This window comes from Ruegeria sp. G5 (genome assembly GCF_056533365.1).
On record NZ_JBQFOK010000017.1, the window covers coordinates 13915 to 28968 of the forward strand.

The following is a 15054-nucleotide window of genomic DNA, read 5'->3' on the forward strand; positions in this document are numbered from 1 at the left end:
GACACAGACGGTGGGCTTTGCTTGGTTGAATGAAATTCGCTTAGCGGACCTAATGCGCCCGGCGGGCTGAAGGATGTCACTGTTTTGCCCTCCCGGCGTTGTCGAATTCGGAATTGAGGCACGTCGGCCAATCCGCGCTTTTTGACATCAGTTCAAACAACAGCAGGACGGTGCTGACTGCAGTGAAAGCCGTGCGTAGCGCCAGACGTTTGTTTCGTATAATTCAAAACGCGTCAATAGTTTCGTCTGAACAGTCGGTCAGAATGATGGATCAAATTGATACTGGAATGTGGGAAATAACGAGGTTGAACGCGCGATTTTATCAAAAAATGAGCAATAATTTGGCAATAAAACAAGATGTGAACAAGTATTCTGGATGAATTGCTTGACTCATTGAAACTATAGTGAATAGCGTTCTGAATGATCGTTCAAATGAAATACCGCTCACGGGATAATTCAATTGAAGATCAAAATAAGAATCCAGTCGTTGGCGCGAACGGGGCCGCCGTGCCCGGACGATCAGTGCGAACGCGGGCGAGGGACAGTGTATCCAACCAGCACGGAGTCGAAGTCGAACATGAACGTAAAAAAGACATTGATGGGCATTTCAGCCGCGGCCGCGATGAGCGCCCTGCTGGTGCAAGCCGCCAGCGCGGAAGAGCGAGTACTCAAAATCACCAACTGGGGAGAGTATATCGGTGAAGAAACAATCGCGAATTTCGAAAAGGAATTCGGGATCAAGGTGATTTACGACGTCTACGAGTCAGCGGAATCGATCGACGCAAAGCTATTGGCGGGTAACAGCGGCTATGACGTGGTGGTTCATGCCAGTGGTGACGCAGCCCGACTGATCAAGGCAGGTATCATCGCTCCTGTGGATGCATCCAAGCTTGATAACCTAAAACACATCGATCCGGCCATTATGGAGCAATTGGCCAGCGAATGGGACCCGGGCAACCAGCATTTGATCCCCTACATGTGGGGAACCCATGGCGTGACCTATAACAACGAACTGGTGCTCGAAACGCATCCGGATGCGCCGATTGGTTCGATGGATATGATCTTTGATCCCGAACATATGAAAGAGCTGGCTAAGTGCGGCGTATCTTTCATGGATTCCCCGGGTGACATCATTCCCATGGCTTTGGCTTATCTGGGTCTGGACCCGAACTCGACCAACCCGGAAGACTACGACAAGGTTGGCGCGATGCTGGCCGAGATTCGGCCCTATATCAAAACCTTCGACAACTATGCCTATCAGCGGATGCCGCAGCGTGAATTCTGCGTGGCAACCACTTGGGGGCCAGATGGCCTGTTGGCGATGTCCGGTGCTCGCGAGGCCAATACCGGTGTTGTTCTGGACTTCTACCTACCTGTTGGTGAACGAACTGCGCAGCTCTGGGTCGACAGTTGGCTGATCCCTGCGGACGCGGAAAACAAGGAAGATGCGCATCTGTTCCTGAACTACATGATGCGCCCGGATGTGGCCGCCGATGATACCAACTTCATCTGGTACGCCACCGCAAACAAGGCCGCCAAGCCCTTGATCGACGAGGAAGTCACGTCCAGCCCGGCGGCTTTCCCGACCTCTGATCAAGTCGAGAAGATGTACACCACCATCGTCCTGCCGCCGCGTGTGGAACGGTTGCAGACACGAACGTGGACAAATTTCAAGGCCGGCAACTGAGTTTTGCCTTGCATTCCGACGGCGATTCCTTGCTGGTCGCCGTCGGACATGTCCTTAGCCGCTGAAAGTGAGAACTAACTTGTCCGCTTCCGAAATTCTGAATGAGATGCCGTGGACGGACCCATCTGGTCAGCGTCCTTTGGTCCAGCTTCGTGGGGTAACCCGGAGATTCGGCCCTGTTGTCGCTGTTGATAAGATTGATCTGGATATCTACCAGGGAGAGCTTTTCTGCCTGCTTGGTGGGTCGGGTTGTGGCAAGTCTACCTTATTGCGCATGCTCGCAGGGTTGGAGGTTCCCAACGAAGGAGAGATCCTTATTGATGGGGTAGATATGGCTCAGGTGCCTGCCTATGAACGCCCCACGAATATGATGTTTCAGAGCTATGCTCTGTTTCCTCATATGAACGTGGAAAAGAACATCGCGTTCGGATTGCAGCAGGACGGTATGCCAAGGTCGGAAATCGCTGATCGTGTGCATGATATACTGACGTTGGTTGAGCTGCAGGATTACAAGAAACGTAAACCCCAGCAATTGTCGGGCGGCCAACGTCAACGGGTTGCCTTGGCGCGTGCGCTAGTCAAGGAACCCAAGCTTTTGTTGCTGGATGAACCGCTCGCGGCGCTGGACAAAAAGCTGCGTAAACAGACGCAGTTCGAGCTGGCCAATATCCAGGAAAAAGTAGGTGTGACGTTCATCGTCGTGACCCATGATCAGGAAGAGGCGATGACCCTGTCATCGCGTATGGCAGTGATGGACGCGGGTCGGTTCAAGCAGATTGGTACGCCAACCGAAATCTATGAATACCCGGAATCGCGTTTCGTTGCGGACTTCATCGGATCGGCGAATATATTCGAGGGGCGTGTCACCGAAGACAGCGCCGATCATGTCTGTGTCGCAACCGATGTCTGCGACATCTTCATTGATCACGGGCAATCGGTGAAAGTGGACAGCAAGATCTGGGTTGGCTTGCGTCCCGAAAAAATCCGGATCACCAAATCGGAAACTGCCGTTGCCGGCAGCAACCAGATCAGTGGGATTGTCGACGATGTGGGATACTTGGGCGAAACTTCGATCTACAAGGTGAAGCTGGCCAACGATCAGATCGTGGACGTTGCCGCCGCGAACCACACGCGGCCTAACGGTAAAACCGACCGCATCACTTGGGATGACAAAGTCAATCTAAGCTGGGATCCATCAAACGCGATGTTGCTCAAGTCATGACTGATGCGGTTCCCTCCAGCACCTTCGAAGCAAAGCGCGCCACGTCTTCGGTTGCTAGTCGCGGGAAACGTATCGCGCGAAAGGTTCAGCAGAACTGGCGCCAGATTGTCATACTGATCCCGTTTGTCTGGCTGCTTATCTTCTTTCTGACACCGTTTTTCATCGTTGCGAAAATCAGTGTGGCCGAATTGGCCATTGCAAGCCCGCCCTTCACCAAAATGATCGAATGGACGGATAGCGGCATCATGACGATCCGCATCGTCTTTGACAATTTCACGTATATTCTTGAAGACCCGCTGTATTTCAACACCTACGTCAATTCGCTGAAGATCTCGATTTCGGCGACTCTGATCTGCCTGCTTTTTGGGTATCCGATTGCCTATGCTATTGTCCGGTCCAGCCCCGTAACAAAACCGATCTTTCTGTTCCTCATCATCCTGCCGTTCTGGACCTCGTTCCTGTTGCGTGTTTACGCGTGGATGGGGCTGCTGGCGGATCAAGGAACGATCAATAACCTTTTGATTGCGCTTGGTCTCATCGACGAGCCGATCCGAATGCTTTATACGGAATTCGCGGTCTATGTGGGCATTGTCTATACGTACATGCCCTTCATGATCCTGCCGCTTTACGCCAATATGGAACGGTTGGACAACAGCCTGAACGAGGCCGCCGCCGACCTCGGCGCGCGCCCAACGACAACCTTTTTCCGCGTGACGTTGCCGCTGACGAAACCGGGCATCATCGCGGGATGTCTGTTGGTGTTCATTCCGGCCACTGGTGAGTACGTAGTACCGGACCTGTTGGGCGGCGGAAATGTCCAAATGATCGGGCGCGTTTTGTTCAATGAGTTTTCGCGCAACAGCGACTGGCCTGTGGCTTCGGCGGTGGCGATTGTCTTGTTGGTTTTGCTGGTGGTACCGATGATGGTTTTCCAGCATTTTCAGGGCAAATCCGAGGGAGGGCACTAGACCATGTCGCGGTCGCGATCACGCTTTCTGACGATCATGCTGACCCTGGGTCTGGCGTTTTTCTATATCCCGATCCTGCTGCTGGTGATCTATTCCTTCAACCATTCCAAACTTGTACCGGTTTGGGGAGGCTGGTCTTTGCGCTGGTATCAGGAGCTGTTTCAATCTCAGGAAATCTGGGACGCCATCATGCTATCGCTGCAAATTGCTGTGGTGAACGCAACCTTCGCGACGCTGTTGGGAACGCTTGCGGGTTTGGCCATGGTGCGTTTTGGACGTTTTCGCGGGCGCACGCTGTTTGGTGGTATGCTGGTCGCACCCCTTGTCATGCCCGAGGTGATCACAGGCCTGTCGCTGCTGGTCTTCTTCATTTCACTTGGAGAGTTGATTGGCTGGCCGTCGCAGCGCGGGTTCACCACAATCACCATCGCACATATCACTTTTTCGATGGCTTTTGTGGCCGTGACCATTCAGGCACGGCTGACGGGAATGGGGCAAACCCTGGAAGAGGCCGCGGCTGATCTGGGGGCCAAACCGTTCAAAGTTCTGACCGCTATCACGATACCCCGCCTCACGCCCGCGCTGATTTCGGGGTGGTTGTTGTCTTTCACACTGTCTTTGGACGATCTTGTGATTGCCAGCTTTGTGACGGGGCCGGGCTCGACCACATTGCCCATTCTCATATTCTCGCGCATTCGTCTTGGGCTGCGACCCGATATAAACGCCATGGCCACGATCATGATCCTTGTTATATCTATCTGTGTCGCGATTGCGGCCATCCTGATGTTCCGTCAGCAACAGGCGGAACTCAGAGACCAGCAGATGGCGATGAAAGGAGACGAATAGATGAGCCTGGATACACCGGTAAGAAAACGTCGGTCGGAACCGCCCGAGGTTCGGCGTATGCAGCTTATCATGGCAGCGATGGATTCAATCGCCAAACGCGGCTTTTCCGATACGACTCTGAAGCATGTGACCGAAGGCGCGAAACTGTCCCATGGCATCGTGAATTATCACTTCGACAGCAAAGAGGCGCTGTATGATGCGACCCTGGGCTATTTGGCACGCGAACATTACGACACCTGGAGCCGGTTCGTGGACGAGGCTGAACCGACGCCCGCACATCGTCTGGCCGCGCTTGTTGCGGCGGATTTTGACAAGAGCATCTGCACCCACAAGCGGCTGGCGGTTTGGTTCGCGTTCTGGGGGCAGGCCAAATACCGTCCGAATTATCTGAAAATACATAATAAATTCGATGAGGAACGCCACGCTTTGATCAAGCAGCTTTGTGCCGAGTTGATCGAGGACGGGGGATATGAGGGTCTTACAGCCGAGCAGACCGCACGCGCGATCGAGGCTTTGTCGGATGGCGCATGGTTGTGCCTAATGCTGTACCCAGACGGGGCCCAACGGGACCAATATCATGCCGACAGCCTGATGGCCCTGTCGCGGTTTTTCCCCAAGCATTTCCCGGTCTAGACTTAGAAAGCGGTCAGACGTGGCTTTTCGGAAAACCAGCATATGTCGCGCTTTGGTCTTCGTGAAAGTTCGCCATTGTCCGGTCGGTCAGCACCGTTGATACGTGGCCATCGTCCAGAATGATCTGTTGGTCGCTGGGACCAGAATACCAGCGAATATTGAACGCGCAGAGCCACGGAAAGATCATGACCTCTGAGTAGGCCGGTATGTTGTCCCGGATCCACCACGCCATAGGCTTGGGGTCTTGTGTCTGTTCAAACCGAGGCAGATACCACGGAATTACAACCGAAACAGTCCCGCCGAAATGCCCGTCGGTATCCCTGTGGTCCCAGATATGGCGCGCCGCACTGTATGTGTTGTCCGAGCAGTAATAGCCACCCTCTGCGCTGCCGGTCTCCGTCAGTTTTTGATGACAGAAACCGTTCACCTCAGCCGAACGGAAGGCACTGCGCACGGTGACATGACCAAAGGCGGCATATAGGGGTTCCAGGATGTTCTCACACAGGTTGCGCCCGACCTTGATGGCAAGATCGGGATCGTCGGGTATGTTTTGCATGCCATGGAAATTGGCCACTTCGCTGTAGAGCATCTCGCGCATGAAAAAATGCTCGGACAGGCGAACACGACCCAAATCGGTCAATGCGGCGACGCTGGTGGGTTTTTTCATCGCACCCTCCGTTTACCGACGCTCATATTGAGGTTTCCCGAAGGACGCCTCCCATTCTTCGGGCGTGAACCCTTCGACAATGTCTTCGGTCTTTTCCATGTCGCGTTCAACGGCCGGGCGCGCGGCGATAGCAGAAAACCAGCGCTGAACATTGGGAAACTCGGCAATGTTCTGACCCTGCCGTTCGGCAAGACGGCACCAAGGGAAGATTGCCATATCAGCGATGGTGTATTGGTCAGCGGCCACCCAATCGCGGCCATCAAGCCTGCGGTCCAGAACATTGTAGAGCCGCCCGGCCTCGTTGGTATAGCGCTCCTGCGCATAGGGCAAAACGACCGCACCGTTCGGGTTCATCGGCGCGTACATGTTGAAGTGATGCGCCTGTCCCAACATCGGACCAAATCCACCCATCTGCCACATCAGCCACTTGATCGTGTCCCATCGGCCCTGCGTGTCATCGGGCAGAAACTGTCCGGTTTTTTCCGCCAGATAGAGAAGGATCGCGCCGGATTCGAACAGCTCAATCGTGCCGTCTGGCGTATCGTGATCCACAAGGGCGGGGATCTTGTTGTTGGGGCTGATCCGCAGGAATTCGGGTGTGAACTGATCGCCTGCGTCGATATCCACCCAATGCAGCCGATAGGGCAGGCCGCATTCTTCCAGCATGATATGGATCTTCTGCCCATTGGGCGTTTGCGCCGAATAGAAATCAATCATGACAATCCCTCTGTCAGCCCTTGGTGTACCAGCCATTGTCGACATAAAGGGCCGCGCCGTTGACAAAGCTGGCCTCGTCTGAGGCAAGGAACAGAACGGCGTTTGCCACCTCTTCAGGTTCGCAGATGCGGCCTTGGGTGGCGGCAAGGTCGCCGTCTTCCCATTGCTGACCCTGGGCATCTAGCTCGGCAATCTCGCGTAGCCCATGGGCGGTTTTTACAAAGCCAGGACAGACCGCGTTGCAGCGAATGCCCTGGTCCCGATATTCAACTGCGATGGTCCGCGACAGCTGCAAAACCGCGCCTTTCGACATGCAGTAGAGTGACTCAAGCGCATACCCCAGTTCTGACGCGATCGAGGCCGTGATCACCACGGAACCGCGCCCATTTGCGGCCATTTCGGGCAGGGCGCGACGACACACCAAGAACGCGGATTTCACGTTGATATCCATCAGCCGGTCATAGTCTTCCTCGGTGGATTCGTGCAGCGGTTTGACGATGATCGTGCCCGCATGGTTGAACAGCACGTCATAGGTGCCAACTTCGGATTTGATTGCGTCAAAGGCGGCGTCGATTTGGTCCGCTTTCGTAACGTCCGCCTGAAAGAGCCATGCCTCGCCCCCCGCATCGCGGATCATTCTCACGGTTTCGTCCCCGGCCTCTTTCTGGATGTCGATGATAGCAACCCGCGCGCCTTCCTGCGCAAACAAGAGCGCCGTGGCGCGCCCCATCCCGGCTGCACCACCGGAAATCACGGCAGTTTTTCCTGCTAGTCGTCCAGTCATGATCAAATCCTCCCCATCAGATCGTTCAGATGCATTCTCCGCCATCGACCACAAAGGCGTGCCCGGTCATGAACGAGGACTTGTCCGAGGCAAGAAACACTATGGCTTCGGCAATCTCCTCGACCGTACCGAACCGTCCCATCGGGATGGTGTCGGCCACGTAAGCCTCCAGCTTGTCGCGCCCACCCATCTGCGTTTCAAAGCCGAGGTTGAACGGCGTGTCGATGAAACCGGGGCACAAGGCGTTAAAGCGGATATTTTCTTTGGCGTAATCGGCGGCCATCTGGCGGGTCATCGCCAGAACGGCATGTTTTGTCGTCGCGTAGGCGATCATCTCGCGGTCGAACTGCACGCCGGAATTTGAGGACGTGATCACCACGCTGCCACCGCCCTGCTGGCGCATCTGCGGCAGGGCGGCTTGAGCGGCCACGAAATGCGATCGGACATTCAACCGCCAGGACAGATCCATGTCATCGACGCAGACTTGCTCCAATTTGCCTTCGATTTGAACCCCCGCATGAGAGTGGATGATGTCCAGGCGCCCTTCGTCATGGGCAGTCTGTTCGATGGCTTTGGTGAGGGTCGCATCGTCGGTGACATCGACCTCGCGCGCCGTCGCTATGCCCCCGCATTTGGTGATGCTTTGGGCGACTGCTGTGGCAGCGTCCGCATTCCTGTCCGTCACAATCACATGTGCCCCTTCGCGCGCCATTGCACGCGCGCCCGCTGCCCCGATACCCGAACCCGCGCCAGTTACGAATGCAACACGATTGTGCAACAGCATTGAGGTCTCCTAAAGGTTGGGTCAGCGCTTATCGCCGCGCCTGAGAATAAGTTGCGCGGCGACCAGCAGAACAAGGGATGCCAGCATCACCATCGTGCCGATCGCATTGATTTCGGGCGTCACACCCCGGCGGATCGAGGAAAAGACGTAAATCGGCAGGGTGGTTTCCGATCCGGCAACGAAAAAGGCGATGATGAAGTCGTCGAAGCTGAACGTGAAGCTCAGCAGGAAACCGGCCAGAATGGCTGGCGCAATAAGGGGTAAGGTGATCAGCCGGAAGGTGCGCATGGGCGGTGCGTAGAGATCCGCGGATGCCTCAGACAGCGCGCCTTCGAGCCCTTGCAGCCGGGCGCGGACGATCAGGACGACAAGCGCCAGCGTGAACATGGTGTGCGCGGCGATCAGCGAGGGCATGCCCATGGACAGGGCAGGGGCGGCCTCTGGATCGGACCAGATGCTTTCCAACCACGGGTTTACCACATCAAACACGGTGACAAGGGCGATCAGGGTGGCGATGCCGATCACGATGCCGGGGATCATGACGGCGATATAGATGATGGCGTCAAACACTGCGCGAACCGGCCCCTTGATGCCTTGCAGACCCACAGCGGCGAGTGTCCCCAGAATGCTGGCCAAAGTTGCTGAGACGAAGGCAACAAACAGGCTGTTGCCCAAGGCCTCCATCACAAAAGGGTTGTTCAGGGCGCGCCCGTACCACTTGATCGAGAACCCTTCGAACTGGCTGGCGCTGCGACCAGCGCTGAAGCTGAACAAGGCGATGATGGCGATGGGTGTGTAGAGGAACACGTAGACCATCAGGGAATAAAGACGCATCCCAGCCCCCTCACATGATCGATACGTCTTCGCGCTGTGCACTCAGTCGCGAAATCAGGCGCATGTAGATGGTGACGGTGACAAGCATCACCAGGATCAACATGACAGCCACCGCCGAGCCAAAGGCCCAGTTGCGTGATTGCAGAAACAGATCGACCAGCGCGTTTCCGACAAAGAAGACCTTGCCGCCTCCTAAAAGCGCGGGGATCAGGAACTCTCCCATCAGTAGGATGAAAACCAGCATACAGCCGGTGGCGATGCCCGAGATCGACATGGGTAACGTAACGCGCAGAAAGGTTGTCAGCGGGTTCGCGCCAAGATCGGCGGACGCCTCGAGCAGACGTTTGTCCAACCGGTCGAGCGCCACGTAGATCGGAAATACCATCAGCGGAAGATAGCCATAGATGATCCCTATGGTGACGGCCGTTGGGGTATAGATCAGGCGCACATCTTCCAGACCGAAAACCGCCAACAGCGCTGGCAGACCCTGTCCTCCCAGAATGAATATCCATGCATAGCTGCGGATCAGGATCGACGTCCAGAATGGTACGATCACCAGTACAAGCAATACGGTTTTCCATTTGGGGTCTGTTTTGACCGCCAGTTGATAGGCCAGCGGGTACGCAATGATCAAAGCAGCCAGCGTGCCCAATGGGGCCAGCGTCAGCGTATTTTTGAACGCCGTAAAACGCGCTGGCAAATTCGCGTACTGTTCCAGGGTAAATGCGGGCACCCATCCCCCCGAGGGTGCCCGCTCTCCAAAGCTGAAAACCAGCACGACGGACAGCGGAAGAACAAGCATGACCAACAGCCACGCCCCTGCGGGAGCAACCAAAAGCCAGTTTCTTTCGCGGTTCGTCATGCTGTGTCCGATCAGGCCGATTTGAACCGGGCCATCAACTCGGCACGGTTCGGGTCCGTGAGTGTGGCGGCCGCGCCAAATTCCAACGCGCTCAGACGTTCAGCTGCAGGATAGAGGATCGGATCATTCAACACCGACTCGGGCAACAGTGCATTGGTGCGGCTGTCGGCAACCGGATACCCGTGCGCCAGAGCTTCGCGTGCGTTCACCTCGGGTGAAAGCATGAAGTTGATCAGCGCATAGGCCGCATCCTTATGTGGTGCGCCCTTCGGGATGGCGTAGTAATCGCTCCAAAGCTCGCCACCTTCGCGGCCTAGTGCAAACGCAATCTCTGGCATGTCAGTGCTGAGCTGCTTGCCATCGCCCGTCCAGCAGATCGTCAGCCAGGCGTCACCCGATCGCATTCCGGGCTGATAGTCGGACGTGATCGCAAACAGATGGGGTTTGACGTCAATCAGCAACTTCTCAGCATTCGCCAATTCGGCCTCATCCACGGAATTGAAAGAATAGCCGTGATAGTTTAGCGCCGCCCCGATGGTGGTTAGTTGGTAGTCATGCACCATGGTCCGGCCCGTAAAGTCATCCATCGTCCGGTCGAAGAATTCTTTCCAGCTCTCGAAGGGCTTGCCGTCATTGTGGGTGGTGTTGATGGCCATGCCCGTGGTGCCCCAGTTCTTTGGAACTGCGTAGACCACGCCATCAACGATACCCGCGTCCGAGAAACGCGGATCAAAAGATTCAGGGTCGTAGTTGGGCAGTTTCGACAGATCGAGTGGCTCGATCAGGTCTTCTTCCACATATGTTGTGATCGTGTAGTTCGTCGGGACATACACATCCCAACCGCTGCCGCCAGCCTGCAACTTAGCCAGCATCTCTTCGTTGGAACCAAAGACATTGACCTGCGCAAAGGCGCCTGTTTCATCCGTGAAAATGTCAAAGTTGGCAGGGTCATGGTAGTTCGGCCAGGTCGCCAGCACGACGCGATCGCCGATGTCACCCGCAAACGCGCGCGAAGGGGCAAGCCCCGGCACGGCCCCGGCCATTACCGCAGCAGCAGCACCCAGCCCGGTTGTTCCCAGAAACTGACGTCGCGAGATCGAGCCTTTTTCATAACGCCGTAGTTCTTCCATGAACTTTCGCTTTGAAATGTAGGTATCGTCTTTCATGTTGCTTCTCCCAGTTAGGTGATTTTCGGTCTTATTTTCGTCATTCGGGCCGCAGGATCAGCGCGGCATCCGGCGTCCAGTGAACCCAAACAGTGTCGCCTTTTCCAAGGGCCGACAGCCCTGCATCAGATTGGCGCGGGGCAAGTACTGTAATGTTCCCAAGTTGTTCGTGACGGACCACATATTCGGTGTGTTCACCCAGAAAAATGCGGTTTTGCACAGTTGTCTCTAGCCCACCGGGCACGTCCGAACGGCTGAGCCTGATTTGTTCGGGGCGTACGCTCAGACAACCAGGCTGACCAGCGGCCACTTCGCTTTTGGCGGCGCTGGCAAATGTCTGACCGGTGACAAGTTTTATCCCGCTTTCGCAGCCAGAACTGGCGGCCACCGTTCCGTCGAAAAAGTTCGAAGTCCCGACGAAGTCGGCGACATAGCGCGTGGTTGGTCGGTCATATAGGTCCTGTGGGCTACCGGCCTGCAAAATTTCGCCTGCGCGCATCACGCAGATCCTGTCAGAGAGCGACAGCGCCTCTTCCTGATCATGCGTGACCAGAACGAAAGTAATTCCCAACTGCCGCTGAATATCCTGCAGTTCGATCTGCATTTCCTTGCGTAGCTTGCGATCCAGCGCCGCCAACGGTTCGTCCAGCAAAAGCAGTTTGGGTTCGTTCACGATGGCGCGGGCCAAAGCCACGCGTTGTTGTTGACCGCCCGACATTTCCCAAATCCGGCGTCCCCCAAATTCACCCAGCCGAACCGTTTCCAGCACTTTGGCGACGCGATCCGCGATCTCGGCTTTAGGTAGTCGGGGCCGCCGCTGATCCAACCCGTAGGCAATGTTCTGCGCCACGGTCATGTGCGGAAACAGGGCATAGCTTTGAAACACCATGTTGACCGGGCGGCGGTAGGGTTCCAGCGCCGAGACATCTTCGTTGCCGATCAGAACTTGGCCCTCAGTCGGGGTTTCGAATCCTGCCAGCATTCTCAGTGCGGTGGTCTTGCCGCAACCAGAGGGGCCCAGAAATGACAGAAACTCACCTTGCTGAATGCTGAGATTCATATTGTTCACAGCGACGACTGGTCCATAGCGTTTCGAGACGCCCCGCATCTCGGCAATGGGCGTCAGAAGATCCTCAGATTGGGCTCCGTGATCCAGCAAGATTTCCCCCGCAAGACTTTTCAGTCAGTCAGCGTCTATAACGCATTTAGCAAAATTTTCTAGAAAAACGGCTTTCTGTAAATATGATCTTTGTTATAGTTTGGATGAAACTGTAGAAGGTCGACAGGATGCCAACGGATTGGAACCAGCAGACTGCTCAATGTCTGGATGCGCTAGGAAGTCCCGGTTTTCCAGAAACCCTTGCTGAGGGTGTGCGCAGCGTAGTTCCTTATGAATACACGGTTATTTTCGGATACCGAGGGAATGAGAGACCCCTAGCCCTGTTCGATGACTTCACGCCTGAGCGGCAGAAATTGCATGTGGATGAGTATCTTGAGGGGCCTTATCTGATCGATCCGTTCTTTCTGGCAAGCACAGGGGAAACGCCGCCGGGCATCTGGCGCCTGAAGGAAATCGCCCCTGATCGGTTCTATCAGGGGGAATATTTTCGCAGCTACTATGCCCAAACCGGACTGGCTGAAGAAGTTGGATTCCTAGTTGACGTGGACGACCGTCTTTCGATCGTTGTGTCGCTGATGCGAACCGAGAAAAAGTTCAGTAAGACGGAGATGCGTGTTTTGTCTGATATCCAGCCAGTCGTGGACGCGCTTTGCCGCCGCCACTGGTCTGATACGGAAAGAAGAGACCGGGCCAAAACGTCCGAACTCATGAACCAAAAAGTCACCACGGCTTTCAAGTCAATTGGCGACGGCGCTTTGACCCCGAGAGAAGGTCAAATTGTTGAACTGACGCTACGCGGACATTCCTCCGAGGCGATCGGAAAACTCCTGAACATTTCGCCGGGTACCGTTCGCATACACAGGCGCAACGTCTATTCCAAACTACGCATCAATTCGCAGGGGGAATTGTTCTCGGTTTTCTTGCAGACCATGGGAAACGAATAATCAATTGGTAAAACGTTGCTTCGAGCTGGCGCCGAAGTTCGTTCACATTGAGTCACACAACTATTCCGCTTTGGTCAGTGACCAAAACCGAATGGGTAGTGCAACCGCCGCGACTACCAAGCCCAGGGTATACCCCAGCCAAACACCAACTGCGCCAAGATCGAACACGAACCCAAGTACATAGCAGGCTGGTAGGGCAAGTGGCCAATACGCGGTAAGCGTAATGATGGTCGGCCAGCTCATATCTGACATTCCGCGCAAAGCCCCAAGCGCAGTGCCTTGGACGCCGTCTGCGACTTGCAGAAGCGCAACAATCAAAAACAGTGTTGCGGCAAGGTCTATCACCGAGGGGTCGTCGGACATTGTTTCCGCCATCACGCGACCTGCGGTTACAAAAACGATGGCTGCAATTGCTTGCCAGAGTGTCACCATGACAAAAGACGCTTTCAGGATAGGCCTCAGTCGAGAAACATCCCCTGCACCGACTGCTAGCCCAACGCAGATCGACGCGGCACCCGCCATCCCAAGGGGTATCATGTAGGCCAGGCCGCCCAGTGCATTGACGATCTGATGTGCAGCCAAAGCTTCGGCTCCAAGCCAACCCATCATAAGGCCAACCACGGCATATGCTCCGCCTTCACCAGCATAGCCAATACAAAGCGGAGCCGCGTCCTTTGTCTGCGCCCATACGTCGGACCAGGCGACCGATACGCGTTGACGAAATGCCGCAAGCCCGGGCGATCTTACAAGAACAACAATGGCTGCCAAAAGTGACGCACATTGCGAAAGTATGCTGGCCAACCCGGCACCCAGAATTCCGAGGTCGAGGATATGGATCAGTGTGTAGTTGGCAGGCACATTGATAACGACACCCAGATAGGACAGCACCACCGCAGTCCACGGGCGACCGACCGAGTCGAACAGTGCTTTAAGGCCGAAGAACAAAGTGAACGGAATGATCCATAGCGCCATCGACATCCAGTAAGGCGCCAGGATCGCAAGCACCTCTTCCGGTTGACCTAACGGGCCCAATAAAGGGTAGAGCGCGGCCATCGAAAGTGCCGCAACCCCGCCGCCGATCAGGCACAGCAACATCCCACTGCGCAATGCTAAAGCGACCCGCAAGGCGTCACGTGCCCCTTCGGCCTGACTGATCTGAACAGAAATTGCAGTAACAATGCCCCAAAGGGCAGAGATCAAAATAATCAGAACTGCAGTTGTCACACCGGCTGCTGCCAGCGGTACGGTCCCAAGCGGGGATATCATTGCGGTGTCAACCACACCAATCAACAGGGCTGCTGCCAGTCCCACCATCAATGGGACAGCCAGCCTAATGAGCGGCAGCAATTCTGAGCGTGTAGACGCCCCAAGTGCAATGGTTTTATTTGTCATGATTCATAAACGGGAATAGCCCGGCCTTTAAATCGCGCTTTAGCGTTTTTCGCTCTGAGTGATTAGTGGGCGTTTAGCCCTGCGAAGGCAGAATCATGACTTTGGTCCTTTTCGGGACTGTGGCTTTCGTGTGTTTCTAAGGGATAACTTTGCGCCCGTCCACACAACACCACAATCGGCAGGCACACTGCAGCGCTGTATCACCGAAGCTGCCGTTTTCTAACACATGGGCTTACGGCTGCCGCTGTAGTGTAAGTGATCTGCGCGGCCAAAACACAAGTGGTGACGTTCGGACTACGATATGCAGGTGCGCCCAATTCTAAACATTGCACGCGCAGCGAATGTCATGTGTGGATGGCTCCTGCATAGCAAGTCCTTTTTGATCTGATTTGTGCATTTGTCAGAAGCAGTCATGTGTCCGGCCTGTT

Annotated in this window: 15 protein-coding genes; 6 read left to right on the plus strand and 9 right to left on the minus strand. The window is 55.3% G+C overall.

Annotated elements, in window-relative coordinates:
- The first annotated feature begins 577 nt into the window (after positions 1–577).
- The 5 genes from ACR0BD_RS19585 to ACR0BD_RS19605 all read left to right on the plus strand — a co-directional run bounded on the left by ACR0BD_RS19585 (position 578) and on the right by ACR0BD_RS19605 (position 5356).
- Entirely contained in the window at positions 578–1687 is a 1110-nt protein-coding gene (locus ACR0BD_RS19585) for an extracellular solute-binding protein (protein WP_480700311.1), read from the plus strand.
- 79 nt (positions 1688–1766) lie between these two features.
- Positions 1767–2909 carry an ABC transporter ATP-binding protein gene (locus ACR0BD_RS19590; RefSeq protein WP_480832950.1) on the plus strand — a complete coding sequence of 381 codons (1143 nt, stop codon included), beginning with the start codon at positions 1767–1769 and terminating at the stop codon, positions 2907–2909.
- Complete coding sequence (locus ACR0BD_RS19595; RefSeq protein WP_480832952.1) at positions 2906–3877, plus strand: ABC transporter permease subunit; 972 nt, start codon at positions 2906–2908, stop codon at positions 3875–3877. Before ACR0BD_RS19590 ends, ACR0BD_RS19595 begins: the two co-directional genes overlap by 4 nt.
- A gap of 3 nt (positions 3878–3880) precedes the next feature.
- Positions 3881–4723 (plus strand): ABC transporter permease subunit, encoded by an 843-nt coding sequence (locus ACR0BD_RS19600; protein ID WP_480832954.1) that lies wholly within the window; start codon positions 3881–3883, stop codon positions 4721–4723.
- On the plus strand, positions 4724–5356 hold the full coding sequence (locus ACR0BD_RS19605; RefSeq protein WP_480832956.1) for a TetR family transcriptional regulator C-terminal domain-containing protein: 633 nt from the start codon (positions 4724–4726) through the stop codon (positions 5354–5356).
- A 13-nt stretch (positions 5357–5369) separates the two neighbouring features.
- Here the strand turns inward: ACR0BD_RS19605 and ACR0BD_RS19610 are convergent, their stop codons facing one another.
- Genes ACR0BD_RS19610 through ACR0BD_RS19645 form a run of 8 tightly spaced genes read right to left on the minus strand, consistent with a single transcriptional unit; the run spans position 5370 to position 12329 of the window.
- Positions 5370–6023, minus strand: coding sequence for a hypothetical protein (locus ACR0BD_RS19610; protein ID WP_480832958.1), 654 nt, complete (start codon positions 6021–6023; stop codon positions 5370–5372).
- 12 nt (positions 6024–6035) lie between these two features.
- Positions 6036–6740: a glutathione binding-like protein gene (locus ACR0BD_RS19615; protein ID WP_480832960.1), complete on the minus strand. Its 705-nt coding sequence runs from the start codon at positions 6738–6740 to the stop codon at positions 6036–6038.
- A 13-nt stretch (positions 6741–6753) separates the two neighbouring features.
- Positions 6754–7524, minus strand: coding sequence for an SDR family NAD(P)-dependent oxidoreductase (locus tag ACR0BD_RS19620; RefSeq protein WP_480832961.1), 771 nt, complete (start codon positions 7522–7524; stop codon positions 6754–6756).
- Positions 7525–7549: 25 nt separating this feature from the next.
- Complete coding sequence (locus ACR0BD_RS19625) at positions 7550–8308, minus strand: SDR family NAD(P)-dependent oxidoreductase (protein ID WP_480832963.1); 759 nt, start codon at positions 8306–8308, stop codon at positions 7550–7552.
- A 21-nt stretch (positions 8309–8329) separates the two neighbouring features.
- Positions 8330–9142, minus strand: coding sequence for an ABC transporter permease (locus tag ACR0BD_RS19630; protein WP_480700320.1), 813 nt, complete (start codon positions 9140–9142; stop codon positions 8330–8332).
- 10 nt (positions 9143–9152) lie between these two features.
- Complete coding sequence (locus ACR0BD_RS19635) at positions 9153–10004, minus strand: ABC transporter permease (RefSeq protein WP_480700321.1); 852 nt, start codon at positions 10002–10004, stop codon at positions 9153–9155.
- An 11-nt stretch (positions 10005–10015) separates the two neighbouring features.
- Positions 10016–11170 (minus strand): ABC transporter substrate-binding protein, encoded by a 1155-nt coding sequence (locus tag ACR0BD_RS19640; protein WP_480700322.1) that lies wholly within the window; start codon positions 11168–11170, stop codon positions 10016–10018.
- Positions 11171–11210: 40 nt separating this feature from the next.
- Entirely contained in the window at positions 11211–12329 is a 1119-nt protein-coding gene (locus ACR0BD_RS19645) for an ABC transporter ATP-binding protein (RefSeq protein WP_480832966.1), read from the minus strand.
- Positions 12330–12457: 128 nt separating this feature from the next.
- Here ACR0BD_RS19645 and ACR0BD_RS19650 point away from each other — a divergent pair, with 128 nt between their 5' ends.
- Positions 12458–13234, plus strand: coding sequence for a helix-turn-helix transcriptional regulator (locus tag ACR0BD_RS19650; RefSeq protein WP_480832968.1), 777 nt, complete (start codon positions 12458–12460; stop codon positions 13232–13234).
- Positions 13235–13294: 60 nt separating this feature from the next.
- Here the strand turns inward: ACR0BD_RS19650 and ACR0BD_RS19655 are convergent, their stop codons facing one another.
- Entirely contained in the window at positions 13295–14626 is a 1332-nt protein-coding gene (locus ACR0BD_RS19655) for an MATE family efflux transporter (RefSeq protein ID WP_480832970.1), read from the minus strand.
- Positions 14627–15054 lie beyond the last annotated feature (428 nt).

What these genes read in the sequence shown, in the direction of transcription:
- ACR0BD_RS19615 (WP_480832960.1), bottom strand. Translation starts at nt 6,740, where the DNA reads ATGATTGATTTCTATTCGGCGCAAACGCCCAATGGGCAGAAGATCCAT.
- ACR0BD_RS19640 (WP_480700322.1), bottom strand. Translation starts at nt 11,170, where the DNA reads ATGAAAGACGATACCTACATTTCAAAGCGAAAGTTCATGGAAGAACTA.
- ACR0BD_RS19600 (WP_480832954.1), top strand. Translation starts at nt 3,881, where the DNA reads ATGTCGCGGTCGCGATCACGCTTTCTGACGATCATGCTGACCCTGGGT.
- ACR0BD_RS19655 (WP_480832970.1), bottom strand. Translation starts at nt 14,626, where the DNA reads ATGACAAATAAAACCATTGCACTTGGGGCGTCTACACGCTCAGAATTG.
- ACR0BD_RS19635 (WP_480700321.1), bottom strand. Translation starts at nt 10,004, where the DNA reads ATGACGAACCGCGAAAGAAACTGGCTTTTGGTTGCTCCCGCAGGGGCG.
- ACR0BD_RS19595 (WP_480832952.1), top strand. Translation starts at nt 2,906, where the DNA reads ATGACTGATGCGGTTCCCTCCAGCACCTTCGAAGCAAAGCGCGCCACG.
- ACR0BD_RS19605 (WP_480832956.1), top strand. Translation starts at nt 4,724, where the DNA reads ATGAGCCTGGATACACCGGTAAGAAAACGTCGGTCGGAACCGCCCGAG.
- ACR0BD_RS19630 (WP_480700320.1), bottom strand. Translation starts at nt 9,142, where the DNA reads ATGCGTCTTTATTCCCTGATGGTCTACGTGTTCCTCTACACACCCATC.
- ACR0BD_RS19625 (WP_480832963.1), bottom strand. Translation starts at nt 8,308, where the DNA reads ATGCTGTTGCACAATCGTGTTGCATTCGTAACTGGCGCGGGTTCGGGT.
- ACR0BD_RS19585 (WP_480700311.1), top strand. Translation starts at nt 578, where the DNA reads ATGAACGTAAAAAAGACATTGATGGGCATTTCAGCCGCGGCCGCGATG.
- ACR0BD_RS19650 (WP_480832968.1), top strand. Translation starts at nt 12,458, where the DNA reads ATGCCAACGGATTGGAACCAGCAGACTGCTCAATGTCTGGATGCGCTA.
- ACR0BD_RS19610 (WP_480832958.1), bottom strand. Translation starts at nt 6,023, where the DNA reads ATGAAAAAACCCACCAGCGTCGCCGCATTGACCGATTTGGGTCGTGTT.
- ACR0BD_RS19620 (WP_480832961.1), bottom strand. Translation starts at nt 7,524, where the DNA reads ATGACTGGACGACTAGCAGGAAAAACTGCCGTGATTTCCGGTGGTGCA.